The following is a 14,159-nucleotide window of genomic DNA, read 5'->3' on the forward strand; positions in this document are numbered from 1 at the left end:
AAAGGCAGCGTCCGTCACGGTGCGGGAAGGTCTAGTCCAGGATTGGCCTTCTGTACAGGCGATTGACGCCTAATCGTATGATCATTAGCCTCGATTTGCGGAACACACCGCAAACAGGGGCGGATCAATGAGCAGCAGTTTTCATGCGTCGACGGTAGACCGCCTGGGGGCCTGGATTGCTCAAGGCAACGTGATGCCGGGGCAGTCGCTGAAGGTTGAAGCGGCGTTGGGTGAAGAGTTCGGGGTCAGCCGGACGGTGATTCGCGAGGCCATCAAGACCCTGGTGGCCAAGGGGTTGCTGGAAGTCGGGCCCAAGGTGGGCACGCGGGTATTGCCGGTGCGCGCCTGGAATCTGTTTGACCCGCAAGTCGTGGGTTGGCTGGCGGCAAAAGGTCTGCCGACAAGTTTTGTGCTGGACCTGCTGGATTTAAGACGCGCCATTGAACCGATGGCCGTGCGATGGGCGTGTGAAAGAGCGACACCGGAGCAGATTGCCGGGATTCAGGCAGCCTATGCGCGACTTGCGGCCAGCGTCGCCGACTTCGGCGATTACAACGCTGCGGATCAACGCTTCCATGAAGCGGTGCTGGCGGCGAGTCATAACCAGTTTATCGAGCAAATGCTGCCGGCACTGGGCGCTCTGCTGGCGATTTCGTTTGAAGTGTCATCGGCGGTGCCCGGCGAGCTGGGCCGAACCTTGCCGTTGCACAAAGATCTGGCGGACGCCATTGCGAATCGGGATTCGGCGCGGGGTGTGTGGGCCTGCATGAGTCTGATCGAAAACGCTGGTGAAGTGATTGCGCGTTCTCGCCAGCAACCGTTGACGCGCAACTGATGACAGGCTGAGTTTGACGTTTTACAGGTGGGCTTTTTGAGTGGCTCACAGACCTACAATAATAAGCAGGAAATCTTCCATGAAATGGCTGCCGGTCTGTGACCAGCGTTTCAAATTGGCCGAAGGGCCGTTCTGGGACCATGCCCATCAGGCCTTGTACTGGGTCGATATCGCCGGCTTCCGCGCGCTGCGCCTTCAGGCGGGCAAGCTGTCCCACTGGCAGTTCAGCGAACCGGTCTCCGCCTTCATACCTACCACGACAGGCGATGCACTGGTCACTCTCGCCAGCGGGGTCCACCGACTCGACCTCGATTCCCCGTCCCATCAGCCTGTTATTTCTCTGCTATGCGCCGCCGACCCTGTGGCCGGCAACCGTGCCAACGAAGCCCGTTGCGACCGGCATGGCCGGCTGTGGCTGGGGACCATGCAGAACAACCTGGACGAGGAGGGCGGTGACCTGCCGATCAAGCGTCGCTCCGGCGGACTTTACCGCGTCGACGGCGATGCCTCGGTCTCGCCGTTGCTGAACGGGCAGGGCATCGTTAACACACTGGTCTGGCCGGAGAACGATGCAGCGGTACTCACCGCAGACACCCTCGATGGCGTGATCTATCGCTACCCGATCAATCAGGATCATTCCCTCGGCGAGCGGGAGGTCTGGGCCCATGAGCATTCGCGCGGTGCCCCCGATGGCTCGGCGATGGACGAAGATGGTTTTGTCTGGAACGCCCGCTGGGGTGGTGGCTGCCTGATCCGTTTTGCCCCCGATGGCAGCGTTGATCGGGTCGTCGAGTTGCCGGTCAGTCACCCGACCAGTTGCGTGTTCGGCGGGCCGGACATGACCACCTTATTCGTCACCAGCGCGCGGCCTGCAGAAGGCGCGCTGGAGCTCGATGGATCTGTGATTCAGATGGAAATTGGCATCAGGGGCATGACCTCGCATCGCTTTGCGGGATGACCCGAACCCTGTGCCGTAGAGGTGTGACACTCGGTTACATAGGCTTCATTGATAATATGATATGACTGTTTTCAGTCGGGCGGCGTGCGCTGTTTTCAACTGCATTACTCCCCGACACTCACCGCTGAACGCTGTAGCTAGTCAATAAAAATAAGGAGTTAGCTATGTTGAGTCGCCACGGGATTCGTTCCCTGTGCTGTGCTGCTGTTGCCACCGCCATCCTTGGCATGAGCGGCGGTGTATCTGCCGCTGACAAGGTCAAGATCGGCTTCCTGGTCAAACAGGCTGAAGAGCCCTGGTTCCAGACCGAATGGGCCTTCGCTGAAAAAGCCGGTCAGGAACACGGTTTCGAAGTGATCAAAATTGCCGTTCCCGATGGTGAGAAAACCCTCTCCGCCATCGACAGCCTCGCCGCCAACGGCGCCAAGGGGTTTGTCATCTGCCCGCCTGATGTTGCCCTAGGCCCGTCTATCGTCGCCAAAGCAAAGGTCAACGGTTTGAAAGTCATGGCCGTCGATGACCGTTTCGTCGACGCCAAAGGCAAGTTCATGGAAGACGTGCCGTACCTGGGCATGGCCGCGTTCGAAGTCGGCCAGAAACAGGGCGCGGCCATGGCCGACGAAGCGAAGAATCGCAAGTGGGACTGGAAAGAGACCTACGCGATCATCAACACCTACAACGAGCTCGACACCGGCAAGAAGCGCACCGACGGTTCGGTAGATGCGTTGAAGAAAGCCGGTTTGCCTGAGGATCACATCCTCTTTGCTCCGCAGAAAACCCTCGACGTGCCAGGCAGCATGGATTCCACCGGGGCTGCCCTGCCAAAACTGCCAAGCGGCGCGAAAAACCTCATCGTTGGCGGCATGAACGACAACACCGTGCTGGGCGGCGTACGTGCGACAGCGGGCGCAGGCTTCGCGCCGGCCAACGTGATCGGCATCGGCATCAACGGCACTGACGCCATCGACGAGCTGAAGAAGAAGGAAAGCGGCTTCTTCGGCTCGATGCTGCCAAGCCCTGACAAAGAGGGCTACAACACCGCCCTGATGGTCTACGAGTGGGTCACCACCGGCAAAGAACCGCCTAAATACACTGCCATGGACGACGTGACGCTGATCACCCGTGCCAACTTCAAGGACGTGCTGACCCCGCTCGGTCTGTACAAGTAAGCGCGGCAGTCGAGTCGGGACGCCTGAAACTCAGGCGGATATCTGCAAGGCCCCGTTTCACTCGAAGGGTGGGGCGGGGTGGAGGTGGTTCATGCAACAGGCATCGGTTCAACAACAGGTTCAGCCTGGCGGCAGCCTGCGCTTTAACGAGATCGGTAAAACCTTTCCCGGTGTGAAGGCGCTGTCGGAAATCAATTTCGAAGCTCGGCCAGGCAGCGTTCACGCGCTGATGGGCGAGAACGGCGCGGGTAAATCGACGCTGCTGAAAATCCTCGGCGGCTCGTACCAGCCCAACAGCGGCGATCTGCAGATCGGCGATCAGCACCTGGCGTTCAAATCAACCGCTGACAGCATCGCGGCCGGCGTCGCGGTGATTCACCAGGAACTGCACCTGGTCCCGGAAATGTCGGTGGCGGAGAACCTGCTGCTCGGTCACATGCCCAATCGCTGGGGCATGATCAACCGTCGGGCCATGGTCCGACGCGCGAGGGAGCTGCTCAAAGGTCTGGCCGACGAGATCGACCCGAACACGCGCCTGGGTGATCTCTCCCTGGGTCAGCGGCAATTGGTGGAAATCGCCAAGGCCATGTCGCGCAACGCCCATGTGATTGCGTTCGACGAACCCACCAGCAGCCTGTCGGCGCGGGAAATTGATCGGCTGATGGCGATCATCACCCGGCTGCGTGACGAGGGCCGGGTCATTCTCTACGTGTCTCATCGCATGGAAGAAATCTTCCGCGTGTGTGACGCCGTGACCGTGTTCAAGGACGGGCGCTTCGTGCGCACCTTCGAGGACATGGCCGATCTGGACCATGACCGCCTCGTCACCTGCATGGTCGGGCGCGACATCCAGGACATCTACAACTATCGGCCACGCCAGCATCAGGGGCCGAGCCTGCGAGTGACTGGCCTGATGGGCCCTGGTTTGCAGGAGCCGGTCAGTTTTGCCGTGGAGAAGGGGGAGATCCTTGGCTTCTTCGGCCTGGTCGGCGCCGGTCGGACCGAGATGTTTCGCATGCTGTCGGGGCTGACGCGCAGTCAGGCCGGGGCCTTGCAACTGGAGGGCAAGCCGCTGAACCTGCGTTCACCGCGCGACGCCATCGACGCCGGCATTCTGCTGTGCCCGGAAGACCGCAAAAAAGAAGGCATCGTGCCGCTGTCCAGTGTCGCCGAGAACATCAACATTGGCGCGCGGCCTCGCCATGTCAGCCTGGGCTGCCTGATTCAGGGCCGCTGGGAGCGTGACAACGCCCGGCACCAGATCAAGTCGATGAACGTCAAGACGCCTTCGCCCGAACAGCAAATGCTGTTTCTATCGGGCGGCAATCAGCAGAAGGCCATTCTGGGCCGCTGGCTGTCGATGCCGATGAAGGTGCTGCTGCTGGACGAGCCCACCCGGGGCATCGACATCGGCGCCAAATCCGAGATCTACCAGATCATCCACAACCTCGCCGCCGATGGCATTGCGGTCATCGTGGTGTCCAGCGACCTGATGGAGGTGATGGGCATTTCCGATCGGATTCTGGTCATGAGTGAAGGCGCCATCACCGGCGAATTGTCCCGCGAAGAGGCCAATGAACAGCGTCTTCTGCAACTGGCATTGCCGCGTACGCGCGGTTGAACCTGGCTATGAAAACTGGCTATGAAAAATAAGAACGAGGTGCGTATGTCTACCGAATCCAGCCTGACGGCTCCCCGCCAAGGCATGAACCTGCGTCGATTTGTCGATGACTGGGCCATGCTCATGGCCGCCCTGGGCATCTTTGTGCTCTGTGCGCTTTTGATCGACAACTTCATGTCACCGCTGAATATGCGTGGCCTGGGTCTGGCGATTTCCACGGTCGGCATCGCCGCCTGCACCATGCTGTACTGCCTGGCGTCAGGGCATTTCGACCTATCGGTCGGTTCGGTGCTGGCGTGCTCAGGCGTCATTGCCGGGATCGTCATACGTGACACCGACAGCGTGTTTCTGGGCGTATCGGCGGCGCTGGCCATGGGCTTGCTCGTCGGGCTGATCAACGGCATCGTCATCGCCAAGCTGCGCATCAACGCGCTGATCACCACGCTGGCGACCATGCAGATTGTGCGGGGGCTGGCGTATATCTTCTCCAACGGTAAAGCCGTGGGCGTTGGCGACGAGGCCTTCTTCGTGTTCGGTAACGGTCAGCTGTTCGGCGTGCCGGTGCCGATTCTGATCACCATCGTCTGCTTTATCTTCTTCGGCTGGCTGTTGAACTACACCACCTACGGACGCAACACCCTGGCCATCGGCGGCAACCAGGAAGCGGCGCTGCTGGCTGGCGTACACGTTGACCGGACCAAGATCATCATCTTCGCTGTGCACGGCTTGATCGGCGCGCTGGCCGGCGTGGTGCTGGCCTCGCGCATGACCTCGGGTCAGCCGATGATCGGCCAGGGCTTTGAGTTGACGGTGATTTCCGCGTGCGTACTGGGCGGGGTATCCCTGAGCGGCGGCATCGGCATGATTCGCCACGTCATCGCAGGGGTGTTGATCCTGGCAATCATCGAAAACGCCATGAACCTGAAGAACATCGACACGTTTTACCAGTACGTGATCCGCGGCACGATCCTGTTGCTGGCGGTAATCATCGACCGGTTGAAGCGTCGCTGATTCGGAGTCGTCTGGACTGCGCTGTGTGGGGAGGGCGTCTCCCCGCAAAGCGCCTCATCTCCTCCCATGCCGCCTTACACCAGTTTCGAGGTCTCGAAGATCAACTTCATCGTGGCCTGAGCCAGCGACTGCGCTTCAACCCGGATCGTTTCCAGCTGCACTTTTGCTTCGCTGAACCGGGCGTCGTGGTTGCGCACCTCGATGAGTTGCGTTAACTGCAGCGACGCCTCAATGAGGCCGTATAAATTACGGTGCAACTGGTGGGTGACTTTAGTCAGATGGGGGTATACGTCCGGGCTTTCTTCATGATCAATCACCGGTGTTCTGCTCATTGCGTCCGGCGATGCCCTGTTGCCACTCATCACGAAGTTCAGCTCGACACCGGCCTCGGCGATGCGCAGCAGATAATCGGCCTTCGGCGACCGGGTGCCGTTTTCGTAATTGCCCTGAGCGTTGGTTTCGACGCCGCCGATGGCACCCAAAGCGCTCTGTGACAGCTTCAGTCTGTTGCGTTCCTGCCTGAGTCGCACGCCAATGCCTTTCATGTGCTCAACTCCATTTGAGGATCCCTGATGTCAAGCAGCTGAATGCGAATTCATGGACCGACTCGGCGGGAGGATGAGCGGATCAACGCAAACGGGTGCGGCTTAAGAGGTTCGTCTGTTGGTACCGGACCCGACAATACCGTCATTCGGCTTGAATGTGGATCCGAAAATAGCGTGTTGTAGGAATTTTCTCAAACAGTTGTATGACAACTATTCGAACGAAGGTCTTGGATTAGATCGGTGCGCTTTATGAATAGTGGCGCGAAGAAGGTGCGCTGAAGGGAACGCCCGGGCGTCTGAGGACCGGGCGTCTATGCTGTCAGGAAGGGCAGCGGGCATCGGATTGGCGCGCCCATTGCGAGGCGGTCCGCGAGATTGTTTCTGCGAGAGCCGACACGGCTTTCTGATGAGCGAGCACCAGGTTTTCCATGCCGGGGGCTGCGGGTTGCCGAATCACGCTGCTGCAGGTAAGGGTCTTGCGCTGGGTACCGGGCCCGGCTCCGCTGCCGCGCAGGCTCAGGTTCCAGACCACGTCGATCAGGGCGTATTGATCCAGCACCGATTCAAAGCGACGTACGTCGGTACGCACCGATAGCACCGGCTGGTCACTCTGTTTCGGCAGCCCGGCAAGGTCTCGAGACCCGAAGCGACGCTCCAGCTGCCCGGTCAGCGCGTCATGGAATTCATCCCCCAACGGCGCGCCCCAGCGTTCGTTCTCCAGAATCGCCAGGCTACCATTGCCCTGGCGGATAACCAGCGGCGGCTGGTCGACCTGCACCGCCATGAGCACAGCCTGCATTTCGAACTGAAACGGTGCCGGGCTTACATTCGCCTGCACCGGAGCGGCCGGCGCGATCAAGGTGTAATAGTGGGTCGGCGTGGAAGCGCAGGCCGTCACACCGAACACACACGCCAGGGCGAGAAGAGAATTACGCAGCGTCATTGGGCCGGCTCCGGAGCGATTTCACGGGAAGAGGATGATCCTTTATACGAACCGGGCGCCGCGTCGCCACTGCGACCGCGAATCAGCGATTCGGGATGGCGACTGAGGAAGTCGGTCAACACCCGCACTGAGCGCGCGGTCCGCTGCACTTCGTCCATGGCCTGACCCAGTTGCTGACGTGCCGGCGAGTCATCCGACAGCGCTTCGTTGGCCGTGCCCAGGGTTTTTTGCGCTTGCTGCAACGCGCCACGCATCTGTGGCAACACGTCACTGTTGACCTGCTTCATGGTTTTCTGAAGTTCGATCAGGCTGCCGTTGAGGTTCTTTGCCAGGTCGTCGAGGGGGATCTTGCCAAGCTTGTCGACAAACTGCTGCAACTGCTCCTGCAGTTTGTCGAAGCTGCCCGGCACCGTCGGGATCTCCAGCGGCCGTGCTTTGGCGTTGTAGGAGACTTTCGGCGCCTTGGGGTCGAAATCCATGGCAACGTAAAGTTGCCCTGTCAGCAGGTTGCCGGTACGGACCTGAGCACGCAGGCCACGTTCAATGAATTGCCCGAGCACTCGCGATGTCTTTTCTTCATCGTCGCCTGCGCCTGCCTGCTGCTGCAGCTTGTCGTTTGCAGCACCCAGCCGCTGGGGATAGATGACTGCGCCGACGATGCCAGGGAATGTGCCTGTGGCGGCGTCATAGTCGAGATCGACGGAGACCACGCGGCCAATATTGACGCCGAGGAAGTCCACCGGCGCATTGACCACAAGGCCGCGCAGCGACTGGTTGAAGCGCATGCGGATGTATTTGGGTTCGCCATCGGGCGGGGCCAGCGCAGTGGCCTGGTCCTCGAACAGCTTGAATTCGGCGTTGCCGTTGGCTGGCTTGGCGTCCGGGCTGTATTTGGGTTCACGGAAGGCGATACCACCAGAGAGAATCGAGGCCATGGACTGGGTCGACACTTTCAGACCCGAAGCACCGAGAGTGACGTCCACGCCGCTGGCGTTCCAGAAGCGTGAATCGTCGAGGACGAACTGATCGTTGGGCGCGCCGACGAAAATTTCGACGTCCACACCCTTGCCGTCCTTTGCCAGTTCGTAGGCCACGACCTGGCCCACCTGGATGCGGCGGAAGTACACCGGCGAGCCGATGTCCAGCGAGCCCAGGTCGTCGGTGTGCAGAATGAAGCGCTTGCCTTTCTCGCCAAACGTCACGGCCGGTGGGGTTTCCAGGCCGGTGAAGTCTTTCTTGGTTTCTTCCGAATTGCCGGCATCGGCGCCGATGAACGCCCCCGATAACAGGGTGTCGACGCCGGTCACGCCATGGGCGCCGATGCGCGGCCGCACCACCCAGTATTGTGTGTCGGCGCGGGTGAACGGCGCGGCCGACTGGTTCAGGTCGATGCTCGCCAGCACGTGAGTGCGGTCATCGCTGAGTTCGATGTCGGTGACCATGCCGATGACCACGTTCTTGTACTTGACCTGGGTTTTCTTGGCTTCCAGGCCTTCGGCCGTGAGGAAGCTCACCACCACTTTGGGGCCGACGTTGAGGAAGTCATGAACCACCATCGACAAGCCGATCAGGGCGGCGACGATCGGCACCAGCCAGACCAGTGACACGCGAACCTTGCGTGCCTTGACCTGCGGTCGGGTCGGCGGGGAGGGGGGTAGGGTGTTATCGGACATCTTCAACCTCTGCGTCCCAGATTAGCCGGGGATCGAACGTCATGGCGGCAAGCATGGTCATCACCACCACCAAACCAAAAAACAGAATGCCAAGGCGCGGCTCGATGGTGCTGAGCCCGCGAAACTGAACCAGCGCTGCCACCAGCGCCACCACTAGCACGTCGAGCATGGACCAGTAGCCGATCAATTCAATGAAACGAAACAGCCGCGAGCGCTCGCGCATCGCCCATGTGCTACGGCGCTGGCATGTCACCAGCATCAGCCCCAGCACCAGAAACTTGATGCAGGGCACGACCACGCTGGCGATGAAAATCAGAATGGCGATGTCCCAGGAGCCGCTTTCGGCGAACTCGATGACCCCGCTCATGATGGTGTTCTCACTGCTGCTGCCGAGCATGGTCGTATACATCACCGGCAGCAGGTTGGCCGGAATGTAGAAGATCAGCCCGGCAATCAGAAAGGCCCAGGTGCGCGTCAGGCTGTTGGGCTTGCGCCGATGCACCGGCGAATCGCAGCGCGGGCATTCATGGGCGTCTTCCGGGCAGACGTAACTGCACACGTGACACAAGGTGACGTTGTAGTCGCGGGCGTAGGGAATGCCGTTCATTCCGGTTCAACTCCCAGTTCGTCCCACAGGCGGCGGATGTCTTTGCCAGCGATCGACAGGATAAGCACCATCAGCATTGCCATGGCCCACAGACCCGCGCCTGGGTGCACGTCCAGCATGCCTGCCAGCTTGACGATCGCCACCAGAATCCCCAGCAGGCACACCTCCAGCATGCTCCAGGGCCGCAGGTGTTCGAGGGTGCGCATGCACATTTTGAAGCCGGGGGCGATCTCGCCGCGATGGGCATGCGCCAGCACCCAGAACAGCAGGGCGATCTGCAGCGCCGGCGCGAGAATGATGGCCAGCCCTGCGACCAGGGCGATCAGCGTGATCTGCCCCTGGGCCAGCGCTTGAACCGAACCCCACAGGGTCACCTCGTTGTGCAGGCCTTGCATGCTGATGCTGATGACCGGAAACACGTTGGCGAAGATGAACAGGACGCAGGCGGCGAGGCTCAGTGCGAGCAGCTGCTCGATGGTCAGCCGGTGACTGCGGCGAAGAATCGCGGCGCAGCGCAGGCAATAGGCAGCCTCGCCTTTGTTCAGAGGCATGGCCTCGTAAACCGAGTCGCAATGCTCGCAGATGATCCACTGATCAGCGCGCGTGTGCGTCTCGGCCAGCGCTGGCGCGGGCGGTTGCTCGGATGCATGGGCCTGGCGGTGAGAAATGTCAGTCATCGGCGCGGGTGTCGCGGAAGTCATGGATGTGTTCACGATAGATCGGCTTTCGTCGATTGCGCGTGTGGGCGTTGGGCGGGCAACGATACCCTGTCGGCCAAGCGCAGGCTCGCATTAGTTGAAGTGAATGTCATGAAAGACGCGCCGGCGGAAAGACTTGAAAGATTGACCACAGTGCCATCATTGGGTTCGGCGTAATTTTGCAAAGGCGGCCGCACCGTTTTCAGAATGCTGTCACAGGCAGGGTTGAAAGCGAATTTGCTGTTGTGGCCGAGCATTGTAGCGGCGGCCAGTTACAACTCGCATCCACCTGCGGTGATAGACTCCCGCCACTTCAAACGAGGAGCGACAGACGTGCGCAAGATGGCAATGATGGTAGCGGTGTTGATGCTGGCGGGTTGTGATGGCGGCAAGCCGGCGACGCCCGCCCAGGTTCCGAGCACTGATTCGGTGGCGGAAGCGCCGACGCCGGCTTCGCAGCAATGGACCATTCGTGTCCACTTGAAGGAAGCGCTGAGCGACATGACCTATTGGCTGGTCGAGCACCATTACCCGTCTTACGTGGTGAAGGTCGATGGCAGAGAAGTGGTGATGATCGGGCCGTTCGAGTCTCAGGCTGACGCCGAGAAGGCCAAAATGGATATCGATGCCGCAATGGCCAAGGCCCATCGACTGTCACAGCTGGAAGTGATCGCGCCACACTCCTGAGGGCCCAAGGCCGGTGGCATCAAGGGATGCCCCGGCCAAGGCCTGTCTTGAAGCAGAGTCAGACGTCGATAATCAACGACGGCCTAGCAGCAGACCCACGACCAGACCGAAGCCCGCAGAGACCGCCACGGTCTGCCATGGGTGGCCGCCGATGTAGTTTTCGGTGGCATCGACGGCTGGCTTGGCGCGTTCGCGCACGCTGCTCACGGATTCCATGGCCTGCTTCAGCTTCTGGCTTAGCTGAGCGCGTACCGTGTCGGCTTCTTCGCCAACCAGTGACGCGCTGTCCTTGAGCAATTTGTCGGACTCTTCAATGAGGGCGGCCAGTTCGCTGAACGCTTGATCCTTGATCTGTTCGACAGCGGCGTTTTGGGCAGCAGTTTTACGAGCCATGGCAAATTTCCTTTCAGTGGTTATGGCAGTGTGCAATGGAGTTTTGAGGGCCTGAAAAGTTGCAGCCCAAATCCGCCGGCGGCCAAAAAGTACACTGAACAGGGTCGGGAATTGTCTTCACCGGGTGTAAGATGCTGACGTTTTTCGAGCCGATACGGCTCCGTTCATGCGTTTCGTTTTGCACATCGAGGTACATACCATGAGCTACAACCTGGCCAATAAAACCCTTCCGGAACGTGCCGCTATCGAGGACGAAAAGTCTCGTCTGTTCGATCTGTGGCAGAGCAATCTGGGCAAGGCCAAGGGTGACGCTGCCCGGCTGATGGGCGAGCGGGCCAAGCGCAAGGGCAAATGGTCGGAGTGGGTGCGCGGCGAACTCGACGCCATGTCGCCACCGGAGTACGCCAACATGGTGCGCGCCGAGGTCAATCGTCTGGTGGCAGCGGCGCGGGGTTAGGTTTCGGTTTAGCCCGTCGGACGCCTTCCCGGCTCAAGCCGGTCCTGCCATGCGCGGTTTAGTGGGACCGGCTTCAGCCGGGAATAGGCCAGTCCTGGCGACATCATTTTTGCCCGTGTTTGCGGTGTGGCGGCTGACGCTTTCCCGGCTAAAGCCGGTCCCACTAACAGCCTACGGCTACTGCTACGGCTACGGCTTGGCCACTGCGCTGACGTCGATGCGTTTGGGCAGCAAATGGTTTTCAAAAAACAGATCGGCCGTCCGCTGCTGCGCCGCAATGATCTGCGGGGTGATCGGCAGAATCGGCGAGGCAGGGCGGTTGTCCATGTAGCGGGCAATCACCATCTCGGGCAGGCCCATCGAACGGGTCAGCACGTCCAGGCTCAGCTGCCGCTGGCTGCGGGTCAGCGCTTCGGCTTGTGTCAGCTGTTCGAGCAAGGCGTTGATGAAGGCCCCGTGCCCAACGGCGTACGAACGTCTGGCGGTGTAGATCGGCCCGGACAGTCCCAGGCCTGAGCCATCCGCCAGTAACCGAGCCCCACCGCTGCTCAGTGCCAGCGACGAGAACGGTTCCCAGATCGCCCAGGCATCGACGCTGCCTTGTTCGAACGCCGCGCGGGCATCGGCCGGGCTGAGGTAAACCGGCTGGATGTCGGTGTACTTCAGCCCGGCATGGTTCAGGGCGCGGAGGATCAGGTTGTGGGAGCTGGAGCCTTTCTGGAACGCCACCTTCTTGCCCTTCAAGTCCGCCACCTGATGCAGCGGGCTGTCGGCCGCGACCAGCAGGGTTTCCGCCTGCGGCTTGGCGGGCTCGGCGCCAATGTAGAGCAGGTCGGCACCGGCGGCCTGGGCGAACAGCGGCGGAATGTCGCCGGTGGAGCCCACATCCAGCGCACCGATGTTCAAGGCCTCCAGCATCTGCGGCCCCGCCGGGAATTCAATCCACTGCACATGGGTGTCGGGAAAGCGCTTCTCCAGCAGGCCCTGTTCCTTGGCCAGCACCAACGCAATCGAGCCCTTCTGATAACCGATGCGCAGCTCGGCCGGATCGGATGAATCGGCCGCAGCCGCGACGTTCCCGCAGGCCAGGTTGATCCCGATCATCGCCAGCAATGCGCTGCCCAATGTGCGCACTATTTTCATACGTTCAAACCCTCTTCGTTTCTGTGTGCAGGGCGATGCCCTGGCGGGGCGCTGAACCGGTTGGCCGGACGCGGCAAACCCAGGTGCTCGCGCAAGGTGCTGCCGGTGTATTCCCGGCGGAACAAACCGCGCCGCTGCAGCTCCGGAATCACCTTGTGCGCCACGTCCTCCAGCCCGCCCGGCAAGTGCGGCACGAGCACATTGAAACCGTCCGCGGCGCCTTGCTCGAACCAGGCCTGCCACTGATCGGCAATCTGGCTGGCGGTGCCGATCACGCTGAAATGGCCTCGGCCGCCGGCGATTCGTCGTCCGAGCTGCGCCAGGGTCAGGTGTTCGTCCTGCGCCAATTGCGAGAGCAGGACCTGGCGGCTTTGCTGGCCGCTCCGGGTCAATGGCAGCGCGGGCAAGGGTTCGTCCAGCGGGTAACCCGAGAGGTCGAAGTTGCCCAGCATCCTCCCCAGTAACGCGACGCCGACGCGGGGCTCAACCAGCGCCTGGAATTCCTCGAATTTGTCCCGGGCCTGGGCCTCGCTCTCACCGACCACCACGAACATGCCGGGCATGATCTTGAGCGTGTCGGGGTCTCGACCGAACCCGACGGCTCGAGACTTCATGTCCCGGTAGAACGCCTGGGCAGCGGCCAGTGAGGGCTGTGCGGTGAACACCACTTCGGCGGTTTGCGCCGCCAGCGTACGGCCGGCCTCCGACGAACCGGCCTGCACCACCACCGGCTGACCTTGGGGGGAGCGGGCCACATTGAGCGGGCCTTTGACTTTGAAGTGCTCACTCTGGTGATCCAGCACGTGCAGGCCGTCCGGGCGGTAATACGCGCCACTGGCCTTGTCCCGCACGAAAGCGTCGTCGTCCCAGCTGTCCCACAATCCGGTCACGACCTGATGAAACTCCCGGGCGCGGCTGTAGCGCTCGGCATGGTCGATGTGCTCGTCGCGGCCGAAATTCAGGGCTTCGGCGGCGGCATCCGATGTCACCAGGTTCCAGCCCGCACGGCCTCCGGACAGGTGATCCAGGGAGGCGAATTTACGGGCGATGTGGAAGGGCTCGTTGTAACTGGTGGTGGCGGTGACAATCAGGCCGATGCGCTCGGTCACCGCGCTCAGCGCCGAGACCAGCGTCAGGGGTTCGAAGTGGTCCGAACGCGCCATGGAGCTGGCGGCGTCTCCCGTCGCGGCCGCCACGCTGTCCGCGATGAACAGCGTGTCGAACTTCGCCGCCTCGGCCACCTGCGCCAGGTGTTTGTAGTGCTTGAAGTCCAGGCCCGCGTCGGCCGGCACGTCCGGGTGGCGCCACGCCGCAACGTGGTGACCGGTGGCCATCAGGAACGCGCCCAGTTTCATCTGCCGGGGCTCAGTGCGTGTTTGCCGCGAGTCAGCGCTTGTCTGCGGGGGTTCAGTGCTCATT

Annotated in this window: 15 protein-coding genes; 7 read left to right on the forward strand and 8 right to left on the reverse strand. The window is 61.3% G+C overall.

Going from position 1 to position 14,159, the window contains the following annotated elements; translation table 11 throughout:
* The first annotated feature begins 127 nt into the window (after window positions 1-127).
* From AC3ISG_RS09390 to araH, 5 genes are all read left to right on the forward strand, one after another.
* The gene (locus tag AC3ISG_RS09390) at window positions 128-835 is read left to right on the forward strand and encodes a FadR/GntR family transcriptional regulator (RefSeq protein ID WP_122534506.1); all 708 of its coding nucleotides are present in this window, start codon (window positions 128-130) and stop codon (window positions 833-835) included.
* Between the two features lie 79 nt (window positions 836-914).
* Complete coding sequence (locus AC3ISG_RS09395; protein WP_489299080.1) at window positions 915-1,793, forward strand: SMP-30/gluconolactonase/LRE family protein; 879 nt, start codon at window positions 915-917, stop codon at window positions 1,791-1,793.
* Window positions 1,794-1,957: 164 nt separating this feature from the next.
* The gene (locus tag AC3ISG_RS09400) at window positions 1,958-2,962 is read left to right on the forward strand and encodes a substrate-binding domain-containing protein (RefSeq protein ID WP_489299081.1); all 1,005 of its coding nucleotides are present in this window, start codon (window positions 1,958-1,960) and stop codon (window positions 2,960-2,962) included.
* 91 nt (window positions 2,963-3,053) lie between these two features.
* The gene (araG, locus tag AC3ISG_RS09405) at window positions 3,054-4,583 is read left to right on the forward strand and encodes an L-arabinose ABC transporter ATP-binding protein AraG (RefSeq protein WP_489299082.1); all 1,530 of its coding nucleotides are present in this window, start codon (window positions 3,054-3,056) and stop codon (window positions 4,581-4,583) included.
* Window positions 4,584-4,628: 45 nt separating this feature from the next.
* Window positions 4,629-5,594 (forward strand): L-arabinose ABC transporter permease AraH, encoded by a 966-nt coding sequence (araH, locus tag AC3ISG_RS09410; RefSeq protein WP_065988753.1) that lies wholly within the window; start codon window positions 4,629-4,631, stop codon window positions 5,592-5,594.
* 74 nt (window positions 5,595-5,668) lie between these two features.
* Here the strand turns inward: araH and AC3ISG_RS09415 are convergent, their stop codons facing one another.
* The 5 genes from AC3ISG_RS09415 to AC3ISG_RS09435 all read right to left on the reverse strand — a co-directional run bounded on the left by AC3ISG_RS09415 (window position 5,669) and on the right by AC3ISG_RS09435 (window position 9,913).
* The gene (locus AC3ISG_RS09415; RefSeq protein WP_489299083.1) at window positions 5,669-6,139 is read right to left on the reverse strand and encodes a helix-turn-helix domain-containing protein; all 471 of its coding nucleotides are present in this window, start codon (window positions 6,137-6,139) and stop codon (window positions 5,669-5,671) included.
* A 319-nt stretch (window positions 6,140-6,458) separates the two neighbouring features.
* Complete coding sequence (locus tag AC3ISG_RS09420) at window positions 6,459-7,082, reverse strand: PqiC family protein (protein WP_489299084.1); 624 nt, start codon at window positions 7,080-7,082, stop codon at window positions 6,459-6,461.
* Window positions 7,079-8,755 carry an MlaD family protein gene (locus AC3ISG_RS09425; RefSeq protein ID WP_122625367.1) on the reverse strand — a complete coding sequence of 559 codons (1,677 nt, stop codon included), beginning with the start codon at window positions 8,753-8,755 and terminating at the stop codon, window positions 7,079-7,081. Before AC3ISG_RS09425 ends, AC3ISG_RS09420 begins: the two co-directional genes overlap by 4 nt.
* Window positions 8,745-9,362, reverse strand: a complete 618-nt coding sequence (locus tag AC3ISG_RS09430; protein WP_122534513.1) for a paraquat-inducible protein A — start codon at window positions 9,360-9,362, stop codon at window positions 8,745-8,747. Before AC3ISG_RS09430 ends, AC3ISG_RS09425 begins: the two co-directional genes overlap by 11 nt.
* A complete protein-coding gene (locus AC3ISG_RS09435; protein ID WP_489299487.1) occupies window positions 9,359-9,913 on the reverse strand; it encodes a paraquat-inducible protein A in 555 nt (184 codons plus the stop codon). Before AC3ISG_RS09435 ends, AC3ISG_RS09430 begins: the two co-directional genes overlap by 4 nt.
* Window positions 9,914-10,393: 480 nt before the next feature.
* Between AC3ISG_RS09435 and AC3ISG_RS09440 the strand changes: the two genes are divergently transcribed.
* Window positions 10,394-10,747 carry a hypothetical protein gene (locus tag AC3ISG_RS09440; RefSeq protein ID WP_122534515.1) on the forward strand — a complete coding sequence of 118 codons (354 nt, stop codon included), beginning with the start codon at window positions 10,394-10,396 and terminating at the stop codon, window positions 10,745-10,747.
* Window positions 10,748-10,819: 72 nt separating this feature from the next.
* Here the strand turns inward: AC3ISG_RS09440 and AC3ISG_RS09445 are convergent, their stop codons facing one another.
* Window positions 10,820-11,140, reverse strand: a complete 321-nt coding sequence (locus tag AC3ISG_RS09445) for an ElaB/YgaM/YqjD family protein (RefSeq protein WP_122625365.1) — start codon at window positions 11,138-11,140, stop codon at window positions 10,820-10,822.
* A 199-nt stretch (window positions 11,141-11,339) separates the two neighbouring features.
* Between AC3ISG_RS09445 and AC3ISG_RS09450 the strand changes: the two genes are divergently transcribed.
* Window positions 11,340-11,597 (forward strand): hypothetical protein, encoded by a 258-nt coding sequence (locus AC3ISG_RS09450; RefSeq protein WP_122534790.1) that lies wholly within the window; start codon window positions 11,340-11,342, stop codon window positions 11,595-11,597.
* Between the two features lie 189 nt (window positions 11,598-11,786).
* Here AC3ISG_RS09450 and AC3ISG_RS09455 read toward each other — a convergent pair whose 3' ends face one another.
* Both AC3ISG_RS09455 and AC3ISG_RS09460 read right to left on the reverse strand, forming a co-directional pair.
* The gene (locus tag AC3ISG_RS09455; RefSeq protein WP_489299488.1) at window positions 11,787-12,701 is read right to left on the reverse strand and encodes an aliphatic sulfonate ABC transporter substrate-binding protein; all 915 of its coding nucleotides are present in this window, start codon (window positions 12,699-12,701) and stop codon (window positions 11,787-11,789) included.
* Between the two features lie 35 nt (window positions 12,702-12,736).
* Entirely contained in the window at window positions 12,737-14,158 is a 1,422-nt protein-coding gene (locus AC3ISG_RS09460) for an LLM class flavin-dependent oxidoreductase (protein ID WP_489299085.1), read from the reverse strand.
* Between the last annotated feature and the right edge of the window lies 1 nt (window position 14,159).

The organism is Pseudomonas sp. GL_135, from assembly GCF_057834665.1.

What these genes read in the sequence shown, in the direction of transcription:
- AC3ISG_RS09390 (WP_122534506.1), top strand. Translation starts at nt 128, where the DNA reads ATGAGCAGCAGTTTTCATGCGTCGACGGTAGACCGCCTGGGGGCCTGG.
- AC3ISG_RS09395 (WP_489299080.1), top strand. Translation starts at nt 915, where the DNA reads ATGAAATGGCTGCCGGTCTGTGACCAGCGTTTCAAATTGGCCGAAGGG.
- AC3ISG_RS09400 (WP_489299081.1), top strand. Translation starts at nt 1,958, where the DNA reads ATGTTGAGTCGCCACGGGATTCGTTCCCTGTGCTGTGCTGCTGTTGCC.
- araG (WP_489299082.1), top strand. Translation starts at nt 3,054, where the DNA reads ATGCAACAGGCATCGGTTCAACAACAGGTTCAGCCTGGCGGCAGCCTG.
- araH (WP_065988753.1), top strand. Translation starts at nt 4,629, where the DNA reads ATGTCTACCGAATCCAGCCTGACGGCTCCCCGCCAAGGCATGAACCTG.
- AC3ISG_RS09415 (WP_489299083.1), bottom strand. Translation starts at nt 6,139, where the DNA reads ATGAAAGGCATTGGCGTGCGACTCAGGCAGGAACGCAACAGACTGAAG.
- AC3ISG_RS09420 (WP_489299084.1), bottom strand. Translation starts at nt 7,082, where the DNA reads ATGACGCTGCGTAATTCTCTTCTCGCCCTGGCGTGTGTGTTCGGTGTG.
- AC3ISG_RS09425 (WP_122625367.1), bottom strand. Translation starts at nt 8,755, where the DNA reads ATGTCCGATAACACCCTACCCCCCTCCCCGCCGACCCGACCGCAGGTC.
- AC3ISG_RS09430 (WP_122534513.1), bottom strand. Translation starts at nt 9,362, where the DNA reads ATGAACGGCATTCCCTACGCCCGCGACTACAACGTCACCTTGTGTCAC.
- AC3ISG_RS09435 (WP_489299487.1), bottom strand. Translation starts at nt 9,913, where the DNA reads ATGCCTCTGAACAAAGGCGAGGCTGCCTATTGCCTGCGCTGCGCCGCG.
- AC3ISG_RS09445 (WP_122625365.1), bottom strand. Translation starts at nt 11,140, where the DNA reads ATGGCTCGTAAAACTGCTGCCCAAAACGCCGCTGTCGAACAGATCAAG.
- AC3ISG_RS09450 (WP_122534790.1), top strand. Translation starts at nt 11,340, where the DNA reads ATGAGCTACAACCTGGCCAATAAAACCCTTCCGGAACGTGCCGCTATC.
- AC3ISG_RS09455 (WP_489299488.1), bottom strand. Translation starts at nt 12,701, where the DNA reads ATGATCGGGATCAACCTGGCCTGCGGGAACGTCGCGGCTGCGGCCGAT.
- AC3ISG_RS09460 (WP_489299085.1), bottom strand. Translation starts at nt 14,158, where the DNA reads ATGAGCACTGAACCCCCGCAGACAAGCGCTGACTCGCGGCAAACACGC.